The sequence below is a fragment of the uncultured Aquimarina sp. genome, assembly GCF_947496855.1.
Classification (GTDB): Bacteria; Bacteroidota; Bacteroidia; order Flavobacteriales; family Flavobacteriaceae; genus Aquimarina.
In genome coordinates this window covers 1,256,698-1,276,375 of the sequence record NZ_CANMED010000001.1, presented here as the reverse complement: position 1 = coordinate 1,276,375, position 19,678 = coordinate 1,256,698, and the positions used below count along the sequence as shown (strand labels likewise).

The 19,678-nt window shown below is 31.9% G+C and carries 19 protein-coding genes; 11 read left to right on the top strand and 8 right to left on the bottom strand.

Annotated features, from left to right (window positions below; all coding sequences use genetic code 11):
* Positions 1–69: 69 nt before the first annotated feature.
* Positions 70–2,313: a response regulator gene (locus Q0921_RS05535; protein ID WP_299254433.1), complete on the bottom strand. Its 2,244-nt coding sequence runs from the start codon at positions 2,311–2,313 to the stop codon at positions 70–72.
* 275 nt (positions 2,314–2,588) lie between these two features.
* Between Q0921_RS05535 and Q0921_RS05530 the strand changes: the two genes are divergently transcribed.
* From Q0921_RS05530 to ribB, 9 genes are all read left to right on the top strand, one after another.
* A complete protein-coding gene (locus tag Q0921_RS05530; RefSeq protein ID WP_299254430.1) occupies positions 2,589–3,227 on the top strand; it encodes a peroxiredoxin in 639 nt (212 codons plus the stop codon).
* Between the two features lie 79 nt (positions 3,228–3,306).
* A complete protein-coding gene (locus Q0921_RS05525) occupies positions 3,307–3,621 on the top strand; it encodes a co-chaperone YbbN (RefSeq protein ID WP_299254427.1) in 315 nt (104 codons plus the stop codon).
* Positions 3,602–3,859 (top strand): hypothetical protein, encoded by a 258-nt coding sequence (locus Q0921_RS05520; protein ID WP_299254424.1) that lies wholly within the window; start codon positions 3,602–3,604, stop codon positions 3,857–3,859. Before Q0921_RS05525 ends, Q0921_RS05520 begins: the two co-directional genes overlap by 20 nt.
* A gap of 127 nt (positions 3,860–3,986) precedes the next feature.
* Complete coding sequence (tpx, locus tag Q0921_RS05515; RefSeq protein WP_299254421.1) at positions 3,987–4,487, top strand: thiol peroxidase; 501 nt, start codon at positions 3,987–3,989, stop codon at positions 4,485–4,487.
* A 9-nt stretch (positions 4,488–4,496) separates the two neighbouring features.
* Entirely contained in the window at positions 4,497–4,865 is a 369-nt protein-coding gene (locus Q0921_RS05510) for a diacylglycerol kinase (RefSeq protein WP_299254418.1), read from the top strand.
* Positions 4,866–4,932: 67 nt separating this feature from the next.
* Positions 4,933–7,410 carry a DNA translocase FtsK gene (locus Q0921_RS05505; protein WP_299254415.1) on the top strand — a complete coding sequence of 826 codons (2,478 nt, stop codon included), beginning with the start codon at positions 4,933–4,935 and terminating at the stop codon, positions 7,408–7,410.
* Positions 7,411–7,463: 53 nt separating this feature from the next.
* Positions 7,464–8,099, top strand: a complete 636-nt coding sequence (locus tag Q0921_RS05500; RefSeq protein WP_299254412.1) for an outer membrane lipoprotein carrier protein LolA — start codon at positions 7,464–7,466, stop codon at positions 8,097–8,099.
* A gap of 73 nt (positions 8,100–8,172) precedes the next feature.
* Positions 8,173–10,188, top strand: coding sequence for an LptF/LptG family permease (locus Q0921_RS05495; RefSeq protein ID WP_367183316.1), 2,016 nt, complete (start codon positions 8,173–8,175; stop codon positions 10,186–10,188).
* A 69-nt stretch (positions 10,189–10,257) separates the two neighbouring features.
* Positions 10,258–11,409, top strand: coding sequence for a 3,4-dihydroxy-2-butanone-4-phosphate synthase (ribB, locus tag Q0921_RS05490; protein ID WP_299254409.1), 1,152 nt, complete (start codon positions 10,258–10,260; stop codon positions 11,407–11,409).
* 9 nt (positions 11,410–11,418) lie between these two features.
* On the opposite strand, the gene Q0921_RS05485 is transcribed toward ribB, so the two are convergent.
* From Q0921_RS05485 to Q0921_RS05475, 3 genes are all read right to left on the bottom strand, one after another.
* On the bottom strand, positions 11,419–12,609 hold the full coding sequence (locus tag Q0921_RS05485) for a DegT/DnrJ/EryC1/StrS aminotransferase family protein (protein ID WP_299254406.1): 1,191 nt from the start codon (positions 12,607–12,609) through the stop codon (positions 11,419–11,421).
* A gap of 86 nt (positions 12,610–12,695) precedes the next feature.
* On the bottom strand, positions 12,696–13,151 hold the full coding sequence (locus tag Q0921_RS05480; protein WP_299254404.1) for a thioredoxin family protein: 456 nt from the start codon (positions 13,149–13,151) through the stop codon (positions 12,696–12,698).
* Between the two features lie 69 nt (positions 13,152–13,220).
* Positions 13,221–13,850, bottom strand: a complete 630-nt coding sequence (locus Q0921_RS05475; RefSeq protein ID WP_299254401.1) for an NAD(P)H-dependent oxidoreductase — start codon at positions 13,848–13,850, stop codon at positions 13,221–13,223.
* Between the two features lie 91 nt (positions 13,851–13,941).
* On the opposite strand from Q0921_RS05475, the gene Q0921_RS05470 reads away from it, so the two are divergent.
* The gene (locus tag Q0921_RS05470; protein WP_299254398.1) at positions 13,942–14,337 is read left to right on the top strand and encodes an acyl-CoA thioesterase; all 396 of its coding nucleotides are present in this window, start codon (positions 13,942–13,944) and stop codon (positions 14,335–14,337) included.
* Positions 14,338–14,396: 59 nt separating this feature from the next.
* On the opposite strand, the gene nhaC is transcribed toward Q0921_RS05470, so the two are convergent.
* Complete coding sequence (nhaC, locus tag Q0921_RS05465) at positions 14,397–15,881, bottom strand: Na+/H+ antiporter NhaC (protein ID WP_299254395.1); 1,485 nt, start codon at positions 15,879–15,881, stop codon at positions 14,397–14,399.
* A 1,246-nt stretch (positions 15,882–17,127) separates the two neighbouring features.
* Between nhaC and Q0921_RS05460 the strand changes: the two genes are divergently transcribed.
* Positions 17,128–17,760 (top strand): CPBP family glutamic-type intramembrane protease, encoded by a 633-nt coding sequence (locus Q0921_RS05460; protein WP_299254393.1) that lies wholly within the window; start codon positions 17,128–17,130, stop codon positions 17,758–17,760.
* On the opposite strand, the gene Q0921_RS05455 is transcribed toward Q0921_RS05460, so the two are convergent.
* Genes Q0921_RS05455 through Q0921_RS05445 form a run of 3 tightly spaced genes read right to left on the bottom strand, consistent with a single transcriptional unit; the run spans position 17,757 to position 19,639 of the window.
* Entirely contained in the window at positions 17,757–18,329 is a 573-nt protein-coding gene (locus Q0921_RS05455) for a non-canonical purine NTP diphosphatase (protein WP_299254390.1), read from the bottom strand. The genes Q0921_RS05460 and Q0921_RS05455 overlap by 4 nt on opposite strands.
* Positions 18,330–18,366: 37 nt before the next feature.
* Positions 18,367–18,891, bottom strand: a complete 525-nt coding sequence (locus Q0921_RS05450; RefSeq protein WP_299254388.1) for an HAD family hydrolase — start codon at positions 18,889–18,891, stop codon at positions 18,367–18,369.
* Positions 18,875–19,639, bottom strand: coding sequence for a Rossmann-like and DUF2520 domain-containing protein (locus tag Q0921_RS05445; protein WP_299254386.1), 765 nt, complete (start codon positions 19,637–19,639; stop codon positions 18,875–18,877). Before Q0921_RS05445 ends, Q0921_RS05450 begins: the two co-directional genes overlap by 17 nt.
* Between the last annotated feature and the right edge of the window lie 39 nt (positions 19,640–19,678).

Here is a 19,678-nt window from a genome sequence, read left to right as displayed (position 1 = left end):
TAATATATTCGGTGATAAGTATGATATGCTTTAACAGAATAAATTATGCAATGAGAAAGTTATTAGAATCTAACTTATATATTTCACTTTCGAAATATTCTTCATAATTGTCTGGAAGAATTGTTGAGTGTCATACGGTTTGATAATTACATCATTCATACCTACAGATAATGCCTGATCTCTAATTTCACCTTCTTCTACTGCGGTAAGTGCAATAATTGGGATATGCGTATTAAAAGTTCGAATAACTGTAGTAGCATCCAATCCGTTCATCTCTGGCATATTGATATCCATTAGAATTAAGTCAAAACTTTCGCTTTTTACCATCTCTATTGCATTCATACCATTATTAGCCAAATTACAGGTGTATCCTTTTTTCTTTAAGATGTTTTGGGTTACAATTTGATTGATTTTATTATCATCAACGATAAGGATATTGAAATTGGTTGTTCCAATACTAATTGTTTCGCCTGTTTTTGAAGAAATATCCTGTTCTTTGATTGCTTTTTCATAACTCAGATCAAATGTAAACTCAGATCCAACTCCATCTTCACTATTAATAAAAATTTCACTATTATGAAGATGAATTAGTTTTTTTACAATAGCCAAACCAAGCCCTGTACCTTCGTACTCCTGATTTTGATTCTTTACTTGTGCGAAATTATCAAAAATAGTATCCTGTTTACTTTTAGGAATACCAATACCATCATCTTTTATGAGAAAACGTAACTTGTAATTGTCATCTTGATAGTCAAGGCATTTAACTTTTATCCAGATGTTTCCGTTATTTGTAAATTTAAGAGCGTTACCAATAAGGTTGATTAATATTTGTGATAACCTCACGGAATCTCCAAGTAGCGTGGTTTTTATATCTCGATCGATATCAATATGTACTGTATTACTATTGTGTTTTTGTTTTGAATGAAGTGAATTTACAATCCCTTCTATAAGTGACCTTATGTCAAAAGAAACTTTTTCTAATTTTACTTCATTAGTTTCTATTTTACTTAGTTGCAATACATCGTTAATCAATGCAAGCAAGTAATCTCCAGAGAATTTTAGAGATTCTAGATATTCATTTTTCTTTTTCTCTTCTGGATTTTCCATAAGCAAAGAAGTAAGGCCTATAACTCCATAAAGAGGTGTCCTTAATTCATGGCTTACAGTGGATATGAATTGCGACTTAAGGGTAGAAACTTGCTCTGCAGTTTCCTTAGCATATACAAGTTCCTTGTTTTTTCCTATAAGATCATTATTTAGTTTTTTCTTTTGTAAATTATTTTTGTAGGAACTTATTAGGAAGGCAAGTGATATTAGTATTAAAACAACACCAAGAATGGTGATAATCTGCCATTTGATCTCTTTAGAGTAGTTTTCATCATCTTTCTTATTGGCCTGCTCGACTTGATCTTTCATCTGATCTACCCCGAACTCTATGGTAGCCTTAAGAAGCTCTATTTCTTTCGTTAGATCATCTGATTTAGAAAGGTTTTCATAGTGTTTTTCTAGAAAAGGAGTTGCTAATTCAAATTCTTTTTGATTTTTATGAATTTTATATTTTGTCATGTAAGAAGTGGCCAACTCCTTATGGAAAGTAGATATTAATATCTTATTATTGTCACTATTATTAATTTCATCAGTAGCAAAGGTTATCGCATTTTCTAGGTGTTCATTAGCTCTCTCGTATCTTCGAACTCTTAAAAAATATTTACCAAGTAGGTTACTTAATTTGGTTTTTTGAGGACTTGATATGTTCATGTCCCTGCCAATTAATGCTCTTACTTTGGTCAGATATTCATCACTAGTTTTGTAATCATCGTTATTAATATAATATTCCGCAAGATTTAATAATGGTTTCACCATTTTTGTGGTATCCTTTATCTCTCTTGCAATTTCATAACCTTTTTTGTAATGTTTTATTCCTTTATATAGAGTAGAATCTGATTTGATAAAAAGGTTCCCTAGATTGTTATATAATTTAGCTTTTAGATAAGTAGTCTTAGAGCTTGAAGCATAGGTAAGTGCAGTTCTATAATTAGTTATAGCTATACTTTCTTGATTATTTAGCTCGTGTACTCGAGCAATTACGTCGTGAATTTTTGCGAGATTCTTTTCATCATCATTATATTTTGCAGTTTTATATGCTATCTGAGCCTTTTCTAAAGCCTGCTCGTATTTGTATTCTTCCAGTAGGACTTCAGCTTCTTCTATATATGCTTGGATATCGCTTCCATCTAAAGAAGTTTGAGCCGAAGTATTTAGCGAAATAAATACAACAAATATTATAACTACTTGATTAAGAAAGTTTCTCAACTTGTTAAGTTTTTAGTCAATGGTTAAAGCGAAAATACAAAAATAGATTTTATGAAGTGTAAATCATCGTATAAAAAGTACAATTTATCCGTAATTTATGTAAGGTATTTCATTTTTTTGTAAGAATATTTCAGTAATCTGAAGGAATTTTGTTGTATTAGTAAAAACTATCAATACATAGAAAATTAAAATTACCCTTGTATTAAGGTTAGATTAGGAGGTGTATATTTGCCACTTCAAAAATTAATTAATTACACTTTTAAATAAATAAAAAAATGGCATTTGTAGGTAAAAAATTTCCAAATCTTAGCGTTGATGCAATGAATGATATGGGGGATACTTTCAAACTTAACGTGTTGGAAGAAGCTAGAAATAATAACAAAAAAGTATTGTTATTTTGGTACCCAAAAGATTTTACTTTTGTGTGTCCAACAGAATTACATGCTTTTCAGGAAGCTTTAGCTGAATTCGAAAAAAGAAACACTATGGTTATTGGTGCTTCTTGTGATACTCCCGAAGTTCATTTTGCGTGGTTAAATACATCTAAAGATAACGGAGGTATTGAAGGTGTTACGTATCCTATTTTGGCAGATTCTAATCGTAACCTTTCAAGTATGTTAGGAATTTTAGATATCACAAACGAAACATATAATGAGGAAACTGGAATAGTAACAGTAGAAGGTGATAATGTTACCTATAGAGCTACTTACTTAATTGATGAAGAAGGTACTGTTTTTCATGAAGGTATAAACCATATGCCTGTTGGAAGAAATGTAGCGGAGTTTTTAAGATTAATTGATGCATATGCTCACGTTCAGAAAAACGGAGAAGTATGTCCAGCAAACTGGGAAGAGGGCAAAGATGCTATGTCTGCTAATAGAGACGGAGTAGCTTCTTACTTAGCAGCTAATTAATAACATAATCTTAGATTATAAAGCTTCTCTGAAGTACGCTTTAGAGAAGCTTATTCTCAATCTTATAATTATATAAATTATGATCCAAGAGTTAACTACGGATAATCTTTCTGAAGTTGTAAATGACAATACCACGGTAGTAGTTCAGTATTCTGCTACTTGGTGTGGCAATTGTAGAATAATGAAGCCTAAGTTTAAGAAATTAGCTTCAGAAAAAAATGATACTACTTTTATCATTGTAGATGCAGAAAAAAATCCTGAATCCAGAAAAATGGCTAAGGTGGATAACCTTCCTACGTTTGCTACCTTTAAAAATGGAACTTTTGTAAATCAGGTACAGACTAATAAATTTGATGTTTTAAAAGAACTAGTAGATGAAATTACCAATAATTAAGCATCTTACTTCTTTTATAGAAGAAAATGATGAGGATTTTCTAGTGGAGACAATTGAAACTTTAGAATCTTTAACTGAAGTACCTTCTCTTAAAGATGATGAATTAGACGTACTAGGAGAATTAATTTCTAATATGTATGGGGCTATTGAAGTAAATAAAATGATTAAAGATGGTGCTTCTAAAAAAGAGGCTCTAAATAGTTTTATGCAACGGGTAATGGGATCTATAGATTCTTAATGTACACCTAGAGATAAATAAAAAAGCCTTCTCTAGTAGAAGGTTTTTTTATTTTTATAAAACTTTATGTAAATGCCATATAATCTTACTAATTTTATAGCTCTAAAAACACATAAATAATATTATTATGGCTACAATAACACTAAGTGGAAACTCAATACATACAAATGGTAATTTACCTAAAGTAGGTGATAAAGCTCCGGATTTTGAATTGGTAAACACAGATTTATCAGTGTCAAAACTATCGGATTATAAGGGGGAAAGAGTTGTATTAAATATATTTCCATCTATTGATACAGGAATATGTGCTGCTTCTGTTAGGCAATTTAATAAAGAAGCAAGTAACCTGTCTAATACCAAAGTTCTTTGCGTATCTAGAGATTTGCCATTTGCTCAAGCTAGGTTTTGTGGGGCAGAAGGACTAGAAAATGTAGTAAATCATTCAGATTTTAGAGATGGGAAATTTGGCAAAGATTATGGTTTAGAAATTATTGATGGCCCTATGAAAGGTCTTCATTCTAGAGCAGTTGTCGTAGTTAATGAAGAAGGTACAATTGTGCATGCTGAGCAAGTGCCAGAAATTGTGCAGGAACCTAACTATGCTGAAGCTATAAAAACATTGGCATAATTCTCTTATATGGGTAAAGGAACTAATTTTATTATGGGGAGGTTACGAGGTTGTGGATATGCGCTAAAAGGAGCATTGATATTGCTTAAAACGGAACCAAGTATACAAGTACAGGCTGTCATAGCAATTATTATGACAGCCTTAGGTTTTTATATGAATATAACTCCAATAGAGTGGATTTTGCAAACTTTTGCAATTGGTCTAGTAATGAGTATTGAAGGATTAAATACTACTGTAGAAGCAATTGCAGATTTTATACATCCTGACTTTCACGATAAAATTGGTTTTATAAAAGATATTGCCGCTGGAGCAGTATTTATAGCAGCCATAGTAGCAGTTATTGTTGGTTGTATTATTTATGTTCCATATATATTATAGAAAATTTTTTTCCCATTTTTACGTTCCAATATAGATATTCGTATTTTTGCGATAACACATCCGAAAAATGGCAAAAAAAAAAGTAACAACAAAAAGGAAAACCGCAAAAAAGCCTAAAAGATCTTTAAAAGAAAGGCTTACTTTATCAAGACAACAAAAAGTTGTTTTGGGTAGTTTCTTATTCTTTTTGGGGATAGCATTATTCTTTGCTTTTGTGTCTTTTTTCTTTAATTGGAAAGTAGATCAAAGTGAAATTTCTCAATTTCCAAATAGAACTTCTTCAGCAAAAAATTGGCTTAGTATTTCAGGAGCTAAAGTAAGTGACTTTTTTATTTTTAGAGGCTTTGGTATTTCAGCTTTAATTCTTCCAGTTCTTATTTCCCTTACAGGAGTCTACTTGTTTTTTGATTTAAACAGAAAGAAATTGGCAGGATTCTGGTTTTGGGGGACACTAGTAATGTTATGGATTTCAGTAATTTTTGGATTTGTACAAAAAGAAAGTGGTTTACTTGCAGGGGTCATAGGATATGAAGTTAATGACTTTATGCAGGATTATATTGGGTTTATCGGAACAGTGTTGGTATTAGCCTTTTTTGCTATTGTTTATATCGTAGTTCGTTTGCGATATACTCCAGAAAAGATATCTGCTTCTTTAAAAAAGACGCAATCGGAAATCACAAAAGACTATCAGTCAAATAAAAAGATTAATGGTACGAAGGGTTTAACAAAGGAAGATAAAAAGGAAGAAGATGAGAAAGAAAGTTTATCTCTTGGCGATACGAAGGATCTTTCATTGAGTACAGTTGCGGAAAAAATTAAAGAAAAAACTTCTCTTTTTGGAAGTAAGAAATCTGCTGAAACTACAAAAACAACTGTAAATGAGTTTTATGGAAATCCGGATAATCAGTCCGATGAGGTTCCTGAAAAATTAATAATAAAGTCTGAAGATAATCCAGAAGATATAGCGATGGAGGTGGAGGCTATTGTCGAAGAAGAAGAGGTAGAAAACCTTAGCACTAAATTAGTAAAAGATTTTGGAGAATTTGATCCTAAATTGGAGCTAGGTAATTTTAAGTTTCCTACTATTGATTTATTAAAGGATTATTCGGTTCAAAATAAAGGTATAACTATCGATCAAGGAGAACTTGAAGAAAATAAAAATCGTATTGTAGAAACGCTAAAAAACTATAAAATTGAGATAGCACAGATTAAAGCGACTGTTGGTCCGACGGTTACGTTATATGAAATTGTACCAGAAGCGGGTATCCGTATTTCAAAAATTAAAAACCTTGAAGACGATATAGCATTGTCATTGGCTGCATTGGGAATTCGTATCATAGCGCCAATACCTGGTAAAGGAACAATTGGTATAGAAGTCCCTAACAAAAAATCTACAATTGTTTCCATGCGATCTGCAATTGCGTCATCTAAGTTTCAGGAAGCAGAAATGGAACTTCCCTTATCTCTAGGTAAAACCATTTCTAATGAAACCTTTGTAGTGGATTTAGCAAAGATGCCTCATTTATTAATGGCAGGAGCTACAGGACAGGGTAAATCTGTAGGATTAAATGCAATCTTAACTTCGTTATTGTATAAAAAACATCCTGCAGAGGTAAAGTTTGTGCTAGTAGATCCTAAAAAAGTAGAACTAACATTGTTCAACAAAATAGAACGTCATTATCTTGCTAAATTACCCGATACTGATGAAGCTATCATAACCGATAATAATAAAGTGATTAATACACTGAACTCTCTTTGTATCGAGATGGATGCTCGATATGATTTGTTGAAAAATGCAATGGTCCGAAACATAAAGGAGTATAATGCCAAATTTCGAGCACGAAAGCTAAATCCTGAAAATGGACATAAGTTTTTACCTTATATTGTTCTAGTAGTAGATGAGTTTGCCGATCTTATTATGACAGCCGGTAAAGAAGTAGAGACACCGATTGCTAGATTAGCACAATTAGCGAGAGCAATAGGGATACATCTTATTATCGCAACCCAGAGACCTTCGGTTAATGTGATAACAGGTATGATTAAAGCCAATTTTCCGGCTAGAATAGCTTTTAGAGTAACTTCTAAAATTGATTCTCGGACTATTTTGGATACAGGAGGAGCAGACCAGTTAATTGGTCGTGGAGATATGTTGTACACGCAAGGTAATGATCTTGTTAGGATTCAATGTGCGTTTGTGGATACACCAGAAGTTGAAAGGATTACGGATTATATCGGTAGCCAAAAAGCATACCCTGATGCATATTTGTTACCGGAGTATTTGGGAGAAGAAAGTGGCACAAGTCTTGATATAGATAAAAAAGATAGAGATAAACTTTTTAATGACGCGGCAGAAGTTATTGTCACAGCACAGCAAGGTTCAGCGTCTTTATTACAGAGAAAACTTAAATTAGGTTATAATAGAGCAGGAAGATTGATTGATCAGTTAGAAGCTGCTGGTATTGTAGGCCCTTTCGAAGGAAGTAAAGCTAGACAGGTTTTAGTTACGGATTTAATAGCTCTGAAACAATTATTGGACTCAGAGTAATTATAGTAGATTTGTAGAATAAAAAAGATTTTTAAATACATAGAAATAAATAGATGATAAAGAGAATATTTTTTTTAGTAATTACCCTTTTTATTGCTACTGCTCAGGCGCAAGATGCAAAACACCTTTTAGATGAAGTATCTACTAAGGTAAGAAGTTATGATAATATTGTCATAGGATTTAAATATGCTCTGAATAACCCAGCAGAGAATGTTTCTCAAGAGACAAGAGGTGATGTTACCTTATTAGGTGATAAATATCTATTAAACTTAATGGGAACTGAACAGATGTACGACGGTAAAAAACTACACATCATTATTCCTGAAGATGAGGAGATTAATATTTCTTCCCAAAACGCGGAAGATGATGCAAGTGTAACGCCTTCTAAGATGCTTACGTTTTACGAAGATGGTTATACTTCTAAATTAGATATAGTTCAAGATGTACAGGGAAGAAAAATTCAGTTTGTAAAATTAGTTCCAATTGATTCTAAGAGTGAATTAAAAGAGATTTTATTAGGAATTGATAAGCAAACAAAGCATATTTATAAATTGGTTCTTATGCAGAATAACGGAACAAATATTACAATTACGGTTAGTAGTTTTAAAACAAATCAACCGCTTTCTAAAACGTTATTTGTTTTTGACGAATCAAAATATGGAAATTATTATATCAATCGTTTAGATTAGTAATATATTTAAACATTAATTTATAATTAATACACATCCCGAAGATTTCGGGATTTATTTTAGTAGCGAATAGGTGAAAATACTTGACAGATATATTCTAACGACTTTTTTAAAGACTTTTTTTCCACTCTTTATTATTATCATGTTTATTCTTTTATTGCAAACAATCTGGTTATTTATCTCAGAGTTAGCAGGAAAAGATTTGGATTTTTCGGTTATAATAAAGTTTTTAACATACGCTACACCTAGGTTAATACCCATGGTATTACCACTCACTATTTTGCTTACTTCTATTATGATCTTTGGTAACTTTGCCGAGAACTATGAGTTCGCCGCAATGAAATCTTCAGGTATATCCTTGCAAAGGGCAATGAGAACCTTATCGGTGTTTATCTTTTTTGTTGGGATTGGAGCATTTTTATTTTCTAATACAGTAATTCCTAGTTCAGAACGAAAGTTTGTTAACCTAAGAAAAAACATAGTAAAGGTAAAACCTGCTATGGTTATTACTCCCAATCAATTTAATGATTTAGGAGACATAAACATACGGGTATCTGAAAAATATGGTGATAACGACCAGTTTTTAAGGGATGTTATTATACACAAAAAAGGAGCTAGAGCCGGTAATTTTACAGTGATAAAAGCTACTGATGGAGAATTAAAGGGTAGCATTGATTCTGATTTGATCACATTATTACTTAATGATGGAAATTACTATGATGAAATCCATCAGAAATCTCCTAAGCAAAGAAAAAAATTACCATTTGCTAAAACCTACTTTAAACAGTATGTTCTTAATATGGACTTATCTTCTTTAGATAATGTTGATATGGATGCTCAGCAATATAGTAAAGGATATAACATGCTGAATGTTAATGGGCTTAAAAATGAAATAGATACATTGTCAATCCAAGTAAATGATGAGGTTAAATCCACAGAAGAAGATGTGAATAGAAGAAATGGATTTAAAGAATTAAATAGGAATTTAAAAATAGATACACTAAAAAAAGCTACTATTGATACATTAGATTTGATAAATGATAGATTTAATATCAAACAAAAATCGCAAATCTATAACCTCGCTTTCTCTAATGTAGATGGAGTTATCAGAAGAATACAAACATCTAAAAGAACATTAGAAGTTAAAAAAAGAGCACTTAATAAATATGAAATGTCATTGCATGATAAATATGCATTGGGTATAGCTTGTGTTCTCTTGTTTTTTGTAGGAGCTCCGTTAGGGGCGATTATTCGTAAAGGAGGATTAGGATTACCAATTGTGATTGGAGTAGTGCTTTTTCTTACGTATCATTTTATCGGGATTTTTGCTAAAAATGGAGCAGAAGAAGGAGGGGTTCCACCATTTGTAGGTTCTTGGCTTTCTACATTTATCATATTTCCTCTGAGTATATTTTTAACTTATCGAGCAACAAGAGATAGAGGCTTTGTTAGTTTTGATATTCTAATTCAACCTATTCGAGATTTTTTTAAAAAAAGATCAAAGAAGAAGGATTTAGATGGAGAAATTGAATTGGTTAATGAAGAACATTTTGATGAAGAAATCGATATGCCTATATATGATATTTTAGTTGGTTATGATACTAATAAACTAAAAGATATTGTTAAGAATTACAGACAATATGATTATAGTGAAGAATATAGGAATACATCATTGAAAATACTAGATAATAGAGGGATATCTATAAGTGATCTTAGATTAAGGGGGGAATTAGATAATTTTGATTTTGATAAAGCTGAAAAGTATTATCGAGATTTTAATGAGTATTCTATTTTAGCAATTACATTGATCTTCTTGTCAATTTTTATTAATCTAATTATAAAAGTTCTTTCCAAAGAATCATCTCCCGATACGGAGATAATGTTACTTATTTTTAATCTACTAAGTAATTTAACCTATTTAGTGTTTTTTGTAATGTCTTTTGTAAGTCACAGCAGGTTTTATAAGCTGTTAAAAGATCAAACTGAAAGACCAAATGCAATAATTTTCATTTTAGGTTTGCCATTATATATCTTTAGTTATTTTTATTATCGTAGTGTTATAAAAGATGATATTAATAAAATCAGATAATTAGGAGATACTGTTCCATTTAAGAATTATATAAATTACCTTTGTTGTCAAATTAAGAATTGTATCGTTATGTCACAGGTTACGGAGACCAAAAACAAATTGAAATTGAACACTATACAAGAAGCTATTGATGATATTCGTCAAGGGAAGGTGATTATAGTCGTTGATGATGAAGATAGAGAGAATGAAGGAGATTTTTTGGCTGCAGCCGAAAAGGCAACTCCAGAAATGATCAATTTTATGGCGACACATGGACGTGGACTGATTTGTACTCCGATTACAGAACAACGTTGTGAAGACCTGAAACTTAATATGATGGTCGATAACAATACAGATCCTATGGAAACCGCATTTACGATTTCTGTGGATCTAAAAGGAAATGGCGTTACTACTGGTATTTCTGCTAGTGATCGTGCCAAGACTGTTCTGGCATTGATTGACTCAGAAACAAAACCTCATGAGTTAGCAAGACCAGGTCATATTTTTCCATTAAAAGCAAAAGAAGGTGGCGTTCTAAGGCGAACCGGACATACTGAAGCAGCAATAGATTTTGCAAGGTTAGCAGGATTAAAACCAGCAGGTGTAATTGTAGAAATAATGAATGAAGATGGCACTATGGCACGTCTTCCTCAATTAGTAGAAGTAGCTAAAAAATATGATCTTAAGTTAGTTTCAATCGAAGACTTGGTTGCATACCGAATGCAGCATGATTCACTAATCGAAAAGAAAGAAGATTTTGACATAGTTACTCGTTTTGGTAAATACAGATTAAGAGCTTACAAACAAACTACGAATAACCAAATTCATATAGCATTAACAAAAGGAAGTTGGTCGGACAATGAACCTGTTTTGACACGTATTAACTCAACATTGTTTAATAATGATATCTTAGGGACACTAACTAATAACGCGGATAAACGGCTAGATGCCATGTTTACTCGAATTAATAAAGAAGGAAAAGGCGCTATTGTTTTTATCAATCAAGAAAGTCAATCTTTTAATTTGATTAACCGTCTAAAGGCTCTGAAAGAAGTCCAAACGGGAGAAGAAATAGTGAAAGCACCAAAAATTATGATGGATACCAAAGATTTTGGTATTGGAGCGCAAATTTTACACGACCTTAATGTTCATAAATTACGGTTGGTATCCAATAGCGTACAACAAAAACGTGTAGGTATGATCGGATACGGATTAGAGATTGTAGAATATGTAAACTATTAGAAAGTAGTTTTATAAAATACTTTGTAGAGCTTCAATCATTTTTGAGGCTCTTTCTTTTACATCACTTTCGGACCAACCTACTTTTATCAAGCATGAAATAGTTCTACCCATCCAAGCATCACTTGCATCAAAAGATTGGTTATTTTTTTGAAGACCAATTTTTTGTTCAGCTGAAAGCGTGTTGAGTGATTTAGGTTCTAATAAGTGTTCCCACTTCTTATAATAGTGCCAGTTGTTATCAAACCAATAAAAACAAACATCTACTCCGTGTTTACCAAGTGCTTTGTGTGCTTTTCTTGCTAAATCTTCAGTAGGAAGAAATAGGTTTAAAAAAGCATGGCTTTCTACTCCAGTTTCCGGAACTCTTCTAAACGTAACTTCTGGAATAGAGGTTAGCGCATCGCGAAGAGTAGTATAGTTTTTTTTCTGTAGATCTAAAGTATGATCTAACTTTCTTAATTGAGCAATTCCTACAGCTGCATTTAGTTCAGATAGTCTGTAGTTATATCCTAAAAATGGATGAGTTTCTGCTCCTCGATCATTCCCAATATGATCATGCCCGTGATCTTGATACTTATGAGCATTTTCGGCATACTTTTTAGAATTTGTTATCAAACCACCGCCTTCACCACATGTAATCGTTTTCACATAATCGAAAGAAAAGCATCCTAAATCCCCATAACTACCCAGGGGTTTGTTATCATAAGTCCCTCCGATGGCCTGGCAAGCATCTTCTAATAAAATTAGGTTATGTTCATCACAAATAGTTTTCAGTGCTTTTAGATCCGCCATGGATCCGCACATATGCACCGGCATAACCACTTTGGTTTTTGATGTAATCGCTTCTCTTACTGCTTTAGGGTCTAAAGTTAAGGTGTCGTCAATATCACATAAAATAGGAGTAGCACCAACAGATAATATAGCTTCGAAACTGGCAACAAATGTAAAAGTAGGCATAATCACTTCATCTCCTGATCCAACGCCTGCAGAAGCCAATGCTACTGTTAATGCTGCTGTTCCACTTGACACTACCTGGGCGAATTCAGTTTGCATTCTGGAAGCTAGATCTCTTTCTAGTTCTAAGGCTTTGTGATGTCCATTTCGGTTACCATCAAAACCGTAACGCATTAAAACTCCATTGTCTAATACATCTTGAACTTCTTTCTTTTCTTCAGCTCCAAATAGCTCGAATCCTGGCATAGGTAAAGTGTTAAATTAAAAAAACTCTCTTCGGCAAAAATACCGAAAAGAGTTTTGATTATATAATGTGTAACTTATCTTTTTAATTAATAGTTTTCAATAATTGTGGTTACAAAACTAAAGTATCTGCCAGGATCTCTAAGAGAAGAACTATAAGAACCTTGGGACCCAAGTACTTTGCCAGTGCGATCAACAGCAATAATATTTGGAAAACCGCCTTGTTTATTATATTTACTTAGTAATTTTTTATTTGCTTTTAGCTGTTCTTCGGAAATTATATCCATTCTTCTAGGGATATCTACTTTCAGTAAAACTACTTTTTGTGATTGATTTTTAAACTTTTCAGTAGAAAAGAAATCTTCATGAAGCATAATGCAAGGAGCACACCAATCGCTTCCTGTAAAATACATAAGAATAGGTTTCTTTGTGTTTTCAGAAACTTGTTTTGCAGTCTCAAAATCTGTTAACCAATGTAATTGGTCTTCTTGTGCAAGCACAGCAGAGGTAATTATAAATGATATAAGCAGAAATACTTTCTTCATATTATTAAGTTTTGGGAATTACAAAAATATAACATTTTTTACACTCCAAATATCTTGCCAAGTATTTGTCTATAAAACAATTACTGTTTCGTTAATGGATCGTCTTACTTTTTTGAACTCCGCAAACATATCATCATCAGCACGATAACCTACTGGTAGTACTAAAACTGAATTTAGACCAAGTTGAGTAAGATTAAGAATTTCGTCATATTTTTCGGGAATAAAACCTTCCATAGGGCAAGCATCTATTTTTTCTGTTGCGCACACTGTTAATAAATTACCCATAGCCAAATAGGCTTGTTTGGCAGCCCAATTTCTGATTTCATCTGCAGGTTTGTTCTTAAAAGAATCTACCAGTTGTTCTCTAAAGGGTTTAAGTACGTCATCAGAAGTATTTCTTATTGCTTTTACGTTATCAAAATACTTAGTAATGTATTCTTCGCCAACCGTATTTTCGATGCAAAAAACCAACAGGTGAGAAGCATCTGCAACCTGTTGCTGATTCCAGGAATGTTCTGTGAGTTTCTTTTGAACTTCTTTATTATGTAATACAACTAATTTTAATGGCTGTAATCCATAAGAGGTAGCAGTAAGATTAAATGCTTCAGTAAGTATATCTATTTTCTCTTGAGGAAGTATACGAGTGTTATCAAATTTTTTTGTAGCATATCGCCATTGTAGGCTTTCGATAATTTCCATTCCAATTTTTTAAAAATTATGGAACAAAGATACAGGTATAACAAGTATCTTTATTCATTAATCTGATAAGAAAAAACTATATCACCATTGTATGAATACTATAGAAGAATTGATCGAAAAATCCGAGACTAGAATCTTTAAAGCTGTGTTCCCTAATACTACAAATCATTATGAAACATTGTTTGGAGGAACGGCGTTGCAACTTATGGATGAAGTTTCTTTTATCTGTGCTACTCGTTTTAGCAGAAAAAAAGTAGTAACAATTTCTACAGGTAAAATTGATTTTGAAAAACCTATTCCTCAAGGTACAATCATAGAATTAGTAGCCAAGGTGAGTGAGGTAGGAAGAACTAGTTGTGTAGTACAGGTAGATATTTATAAAGAAGATATGTATAATTACGATCGTGAAATAGCTGTTTCTGGAATGTTTAAGTTTGTTGCTATTGATAATGATAAAAAGCCTATTCCAATTATAGACAAAAATTGAGAAAAAACAAAAAAGTGCATTTGATGAAAAAATGCACTTTTTTGTTTTTATAGGTATCTCTATTTATCTCCTAATTGTTTGATTTTTATTCTGAAAGCTGCAAAGAGTAGTGTGGTAAAAGGACTTAACCAATTGAAGATTGCAAAAAAGAAATAATCAACAACGGGAACGCCTAAAACCCCACTTTGATAAGCTCCACATGTATTCCAAGGAACTAAAACCGAGGTTACCGTTCCAGAATCTTCTAAGGTTCTACTTAAGTTTTCAGGAGCAAGTCCTTTATCTTTAAAAGCTTTTGCGTACATTCTTCCAGGTACTACAATTGCTAAATACTGATCAGAAGCAGTAACATTTAGAGCAAGACAACTGGCAACAGTACTGGCAAATAAACCAAACACAGAATCGAACATACTTAATAAGGCTTTACTAATTCTCGCTAGTGCTCCAATGGCATCCATAACACCACCAAAGACCATTGCGCAAACGATTAACCAAATTGTGCCTAGCATTCCAGACATTCCACCAGCTGTAAATAGGTCATTTAATTCTTTACTAGAGGTTTCTACAGCAGTATCCACAGTCATTGCTTTCATAACACCTTTATATGCGGAGTGAAAATTAAGTGTTTCACTACCAGCAATATTTATTACAATATCTGGTTGTGCTATAATCGCAGCAATAGCTCCTAATAATGTTCCAGCTAATAATGCGATTAATGGAGGTGTTTTTTTAATAATAAGAGCAATAACAATTATAGGTACAATAAATAACCAAGGTGATATTGTAAACGCACTTTTTATAGCTCCTAATTGTTCACCAATTTCGGGAGAACCAGAAGTATCAAGTGTAAATCCGATGATTACAAATACAATTAACGTGATAACTATTGTAGGTACTGTAGTATATGTCATATATTTTATGTGAGAAAACAATTCTCCTCCAGCCATAGCGGGAGCAAGGTTTGTAGTATCTGATAATGGTGACATTTTATCACCAAAATACGCTCCTGAAATAACCGCACCCGCAGTCATTCCTAAAGAAATACCTAAGGTGTCTCCAATTCCAATTAGTGCAATACCTACCGTAGCAGATGTTGTCCAGGAACTACCAGTGGCTATAGAAATAATAGCACAGATAATTACACAGGCTGCTAGAAAAATAGTAGGATTAAGAATCTGCAATCCATAGTATATCATTGTGGGTATAATACCACTAATAAGCCAAGTACCTGCTAATGATCCTACCATTAATAATATGAGTAACGCTCCAGTGGTAGATTTTACGTTGCGAGCAACTTCTTCCATCATTTGTTTGTAAGATACTTTATTAAAGAAACCTACAATTGCAGCTACAGCTGCACCCAGCAGTAATATAAATTGATTACTACCACTTAGTGCATCATCGCCAAAAGCATAATATACATTATAAAACAACATACCTACTAATGCAACAATTGGAATTAATGCTTCCCAAATATTTAACTCTCTGTTTTCAATAATTTCTTCGTTTTGGGGATCAGTAGGAGTGATGTTTTGACTTTCCATATATAGTATTCGAAATTTTAAGAATGTAATGTTACGATATTAATAAAATTTATGCAACGTATTCCTTTCGTTTAATTATAAAAATGATCAGTGGATATGGTTGCAAAACATTAAAACATACATTTTATCGAATAAAAATGCTTTTTGCCGATAATTTACTGTATATTTGTTTAACGATTTTTGTGAAAATATGATATTAAAATACTTTTGACCCATCGGAAGAAAGATATTAAGAAATTAAATATATACCGAAAGAGAAAAATTGGAATTGATTGTTTATGTTTTTTTGCCCCAACAAATCTAATTCCCCCCAAAATTAGATTTGACAAATTATAAAGCCTCAGAAATGAGGCTTTTTTGTACTTTTAGTTTTCTTCTAATACTAAATCAGTATTTGAAAAAAGGTTGTAGTTCATTTTTATCACCTGTTAATTTGATATCATAAATATAGGTAAAGCTGTTAGGAAGCGTAGCCTCTATTTATGGTTCAAGTGAGATGCAATCCAAATTCTTTTGGTTTATTTTTTAATATTTATAGTTAGTAAAAATCTTACTTTTTTTATTAAAAGAAATATATTTTGTAATATTAAAGCATTTAATCGGTATAAAATGCATTTTATCGATTATATGTATTTTGTTTATACCGAATTTTCTGTAAACTTATAGTGTATCATTTACTTTTGAATTGTGAAAGAATAAGAGTTACGAATAAAATTAATTTTAATGTTTCGCCCCTTAATAAATAGAATACTTTAAAATTTAGAGAATTAAACTTTTTTTGTCCAAATTTATTTAGCCTACTACTAAGCCTCATACCCCAAGAGGCTTTTTTTTATGGAATAGGTTTTCTTAATGTATAGTATGTTGATTAATAAGCCTTCTTGATTTAAATAAGAAGATTTTTTTTCTATCATAGTTTTTGCCTATCTAACAAATTATTAATACATTAAAAATGCGTTTTATCGATTAAATAAGTGTTTTAACGATGTTCTTTGTATTTTTATATAGTTGTTTTGACATACTTTTAAGATGTTAATGTACTTTTGAAGTGTTGTTAATGATTGATATAAGTTGAATTAGTTTTTATGGTATTATCAAATACCAACATTAATTACCCCAAAATTGTAAATCAAATAATCCCCAAATTTTGATTTCCTAAAGAAAAGCCTCTTGCCCAGAGGCTTTTTATTTGTTAAAAAATGACTTGTTTCATTTTTTATGATGAAATTAGTACAAAATAAAAACAATGCACCCTACTTTTTCTCGAGGATTAGAATTATTCCTTCTATTTGTAATGCTCCCTGTTAGTTTCTTGTTTTCATATCCTGCTCCTATCAAAGTAGGATTAACAGTTACTGGTTTTATTTATATTTTGCTTCACCTAAAGAGATCGGAGTTTTTGAAAATAAGATTTCCAGATAAGGTTTACTGGAAACCGTTTTGGAAAGAAACTATTATCAAATTGGCTATTGTGATTATAATTACAAGTTTATATGTTTTTTGGATGGCTCCAGATAAATTGTTTTCTATTGTAATACAAAAACCAATTTTGTGGGTTGTTATCTTGTTTGTATACACCTTTTTATCTGTTTGGCCACAAGAAATTATATACAGAACGTTTTTTTATGATCGATATGAATCCTTGATCAACAATAAGTGGTTGTTTATTTTTATAAATGCAATCCTTTTTTCATTGGCTCATATATTTTTAAGGAGTTTTCTGGTTCAGTTACTCACTTTTCTAGGTGGTTTATTATTTGCATTTACTTATCAAAGGACAAAATCAACCACTTTGGTGTCTATAGAACATGCAATTTATGGAAATTGGCTTTTTACTGTAGGAATGGGGGAGATGTTAGCATTTCCAGGTGCAGATTAGTTGTTTAAAAAGACTACCAATTGTTTCACTGCCTTTGCTCGATGACTGATGCTATTTTTTTCTTCCAGCGGGAGCTCTGCAAATGTTTTACGGTATTCATTTGGCATAAAAATAGGATCGTATCCAAAACCTTTATCACCTCTTTTTTGTTTAGTTATAGTACCTAAGCAAATACCAGTAAACGTTTCTAACGTACCATTAATATGAAGTGCAACAACTGTTTTGAATTGTGCTTTACGATTGTCTTTTTCCTTTAAGTTGTTCAGAAGTTTATCCATATTGGCATCAGAATCTTTGGATTCTCCTGCATAACGAGCAGAATAAACACCAGGATCACCATTTAGGATATCTACCTCTAATCCTGTGTCATCAGCAAAACAATCATATCCATAATTTTCTTTTATATATTGAGCCTTTTGTATTGCATTCCCTTCGATGGTAGGGGATGTTTCAGGAATATCCTCAGTACAGCCTATATTCGTCAAACTTAATAATTGAATATGAGAAGGAACCAGCGCTTGTACTTCTTTTAATTTATTAGGATTATTTGTGGCAAATACTATTTTCATTTAAGAAATATCTTTTTGAGTTAGATCGATAAAATATTTAGGCTTTAGCATCATAATTTTGGATCCATTTCCCTTGTACTTTAAGTACTTGTTCTATAACATCCCTAACGCAACCTTTTCCTCCTTTTTTAAAGGAAACATATTTAGAAACTTCTTTTATTTCTGCTACGGCATCTTGCGGACAGGTTGGTAATCCCACCATTTTCATCACCGGTAAATCTGGAATATCATCACCCATATATAAAACATTTTCGATTTTGATATTCTTATTGTTCATATATTCATTTAGTTGATCAACTTTATGATGAGCACCCAGATAAATATCTTTAATTTCTAAACCTTCTAATCTCTTTCTAACCCCTTCATTTTTTCCACCTGATATGATACACACATTAAAACCTTGTTGAACTGCAGTTTTTAATGCATATCCATCTTTTATATTCATAGTTCTTAGTAATTCTCCATTAGTATTAATGATTACTGTTCCGTCGGTAAGAACGCCGTCGAAATCAAAGATAAAAGTGGTGATATGTTTTAGATACTCTTTATAACTCTTTTCCATATTTAGATTGTATTGCTTTGGTAAGCATTTTATATAGTTGTCTTTGTGAATCGTCTTTTAAAATTTTGAGATGTCGATCAATCGTCTTAACATCTTTGCGAATTGCAGGTCCAGTTTGAGCAATATCTGGTTCGATCTCAATTATTTTTTTAGCAGTTTCTTGAATCAGAGGATGTAAAATTTCAAAAGGAACATTATTTTCTTCACAGATTTCATTTCCAATAGAAAACATATAATTAGTAAAGTTATTTACAAACACGGCAGCTACGTGCAACACGCTTCTCTGATCAGAGGAAACATCATATATCTTTTGCGATACTATAGAGGCTAGGTTTTTCAAAGTAATAACATCTTGTTTTTGATCCGCTTCAATACAAAACGGAAGTTCACTAAAATCAATCTTCTTCTTAGCGCTAAATGTTTGTAATGGATAGAAAACTCCACGAGAATTTTTATGATCAATAGCCTGTATTGGTGCACTTCCAGAAGTGTGAACAACTAACCTATTATGGAAAGGTAGAGCACTTGATACTTTTTCTATAGCATCATCACTGATGGCTAAAATATATAGATCTGCTTTCTTTAAGTTGTTTAGATCATTAGTAACAGTACCTTCTTTTTGATCTTTATGTATTCGTATTCCTTTTCTGTTGTAGCACTGTATTATTGCTACAGATTTTTTATTTAAAAAAGCTGTATACAAATGTTGCGCTACATTTCCTGCACCAAGGATAACAATTGTAATCATTTGGCTAAAATAAGGAAGATACTTTAAAAATTAGACAAG

What these genes read in the sequence shown, in the direction of transcription:
- Q0921_RS05485 (WP_299254406.1), bottom strand. Translation starts at nt 12,609, where the DNA reads ATGCCAGGATTCGAGCTATTTGGAGCTGAAGAAAAGAAAGAAGTTCAA.
- Q0921_RS05520 (WP_299254424.1), top strand. Translation starts at nt 3,602, where the DNA reads ATGAAATTACCAATAATTAAGCATCTTACTTCTTTTATAGAAGAAAAT.
- Q0921_RS05505 (WP_299254415.1), top strand. Translation starts at nt 4,933, where the DNA reads ATGGCAAAAAAAAAAGTAACAACAAAAAGGAAAACCGCAAAAAAGCCT.
- tpx (WP_299254421.1), top strand. Translation starts at nt 3,987, where the DNA reads ATGGCTACAATAACACTAAGTGGAAACTCAATACATACAAATGGTAAT.
- Q0921_RS05480 (WP_299254404.1), bottom strand. Translation starts at nt 13,151, where the DNA reads ATGAAGAAAGTATTTCTGCTTATATCATTTATAATTACCTCTGCTGTG.
- Q0921_RS05460 (WP_299254393.1), top strand. Translation starts at nt 17,128, where the DNA reads ATGCACCCTACTTTTTCTCGAGGATTAGAATTATTCCTTCTATTTGTA.
- ribB (WP_299254409.1), top strand. Translation starts at nt 10,258, where the DNA reads ATGTCACAGGTTACGGAGACCAAAAACAAATTGAAATTGAACACTATA.
- Q0921_RS05445 (WP_299254386.1), bottom strand. Translation starts at nt 19,639, where the DNA reads ATGATTACAATTGTTATCCTTGGTGCAGGAAATGTAGCGCAACATTTG.
- nhaC (WP_299254395.1), bottom strand. Translation starts at nt 15,881, where the DNA reads ATGGAAAGTCAAAACATCACTCCTACTGATCCCCAAAACGAAGAAATT.
- Q0921_RS05450 (WP_299254388.1), bottom strand. Translation starts at nt 18,891, where the DNA reads ATGGAAAAGAGTTATAAAGAGTATCTAAAACATATCACCACTTTTATC.
- Q0921_RS05455 (WP_299254390.1), bottom strand. Translation starts at nt 18,329, where the DNA reads ATGAAAATAGTATTTGCCACAAATAATCCTAATAAATTAAAAGAAGTA.
- Q0921_RS05510 (WP_299254418.1), top strand. Translation starts at nt 4,497, where the DNA reads ATGGGTAAAGGAACTAATTTTATTATGGGGAGGTTACGAGGTTGTGGA.
- Q0921_RS05525 (WP_299254427.1), top strand. Translation starts at nt 3,307, where the DNA reads ATGATCCAAGAGTTAACTACGGATAATCTTTCTGAAGTTGTAAATGAC.
- Q0921_RS05475 (WP_299254401.1), bottom strand. Translation starts at nt 13,850, where the DNA reads ATGGAAATTATCGAAAGCCTACAATGGCGATATGCTACAAAAAAATTT.
- Q0921_RS05530 (WP_299254430.1), top strand. Translation starts at nt 2,589, where the DNA reads ATGGCATTTGTAGGTAAAAAATTTCCAAATCTTAGCGTTGATGCAATG.
- Q0921_RS05470 (WP_299254398.1), top strand. Translation starts at nt 13,942, where the DNA reads ATGAATACTATAGAAGAATTGATCGAAAAATCCGAGACTAGAATCTTT.
- Q0921_RS05500 (WP_299254412.1), top strand. Translation starts at nt 7,464, where the DNA reads ATGATAAAGAGAATATTTTTTTTAGTAATTACCCTTTTTATTGCTACT.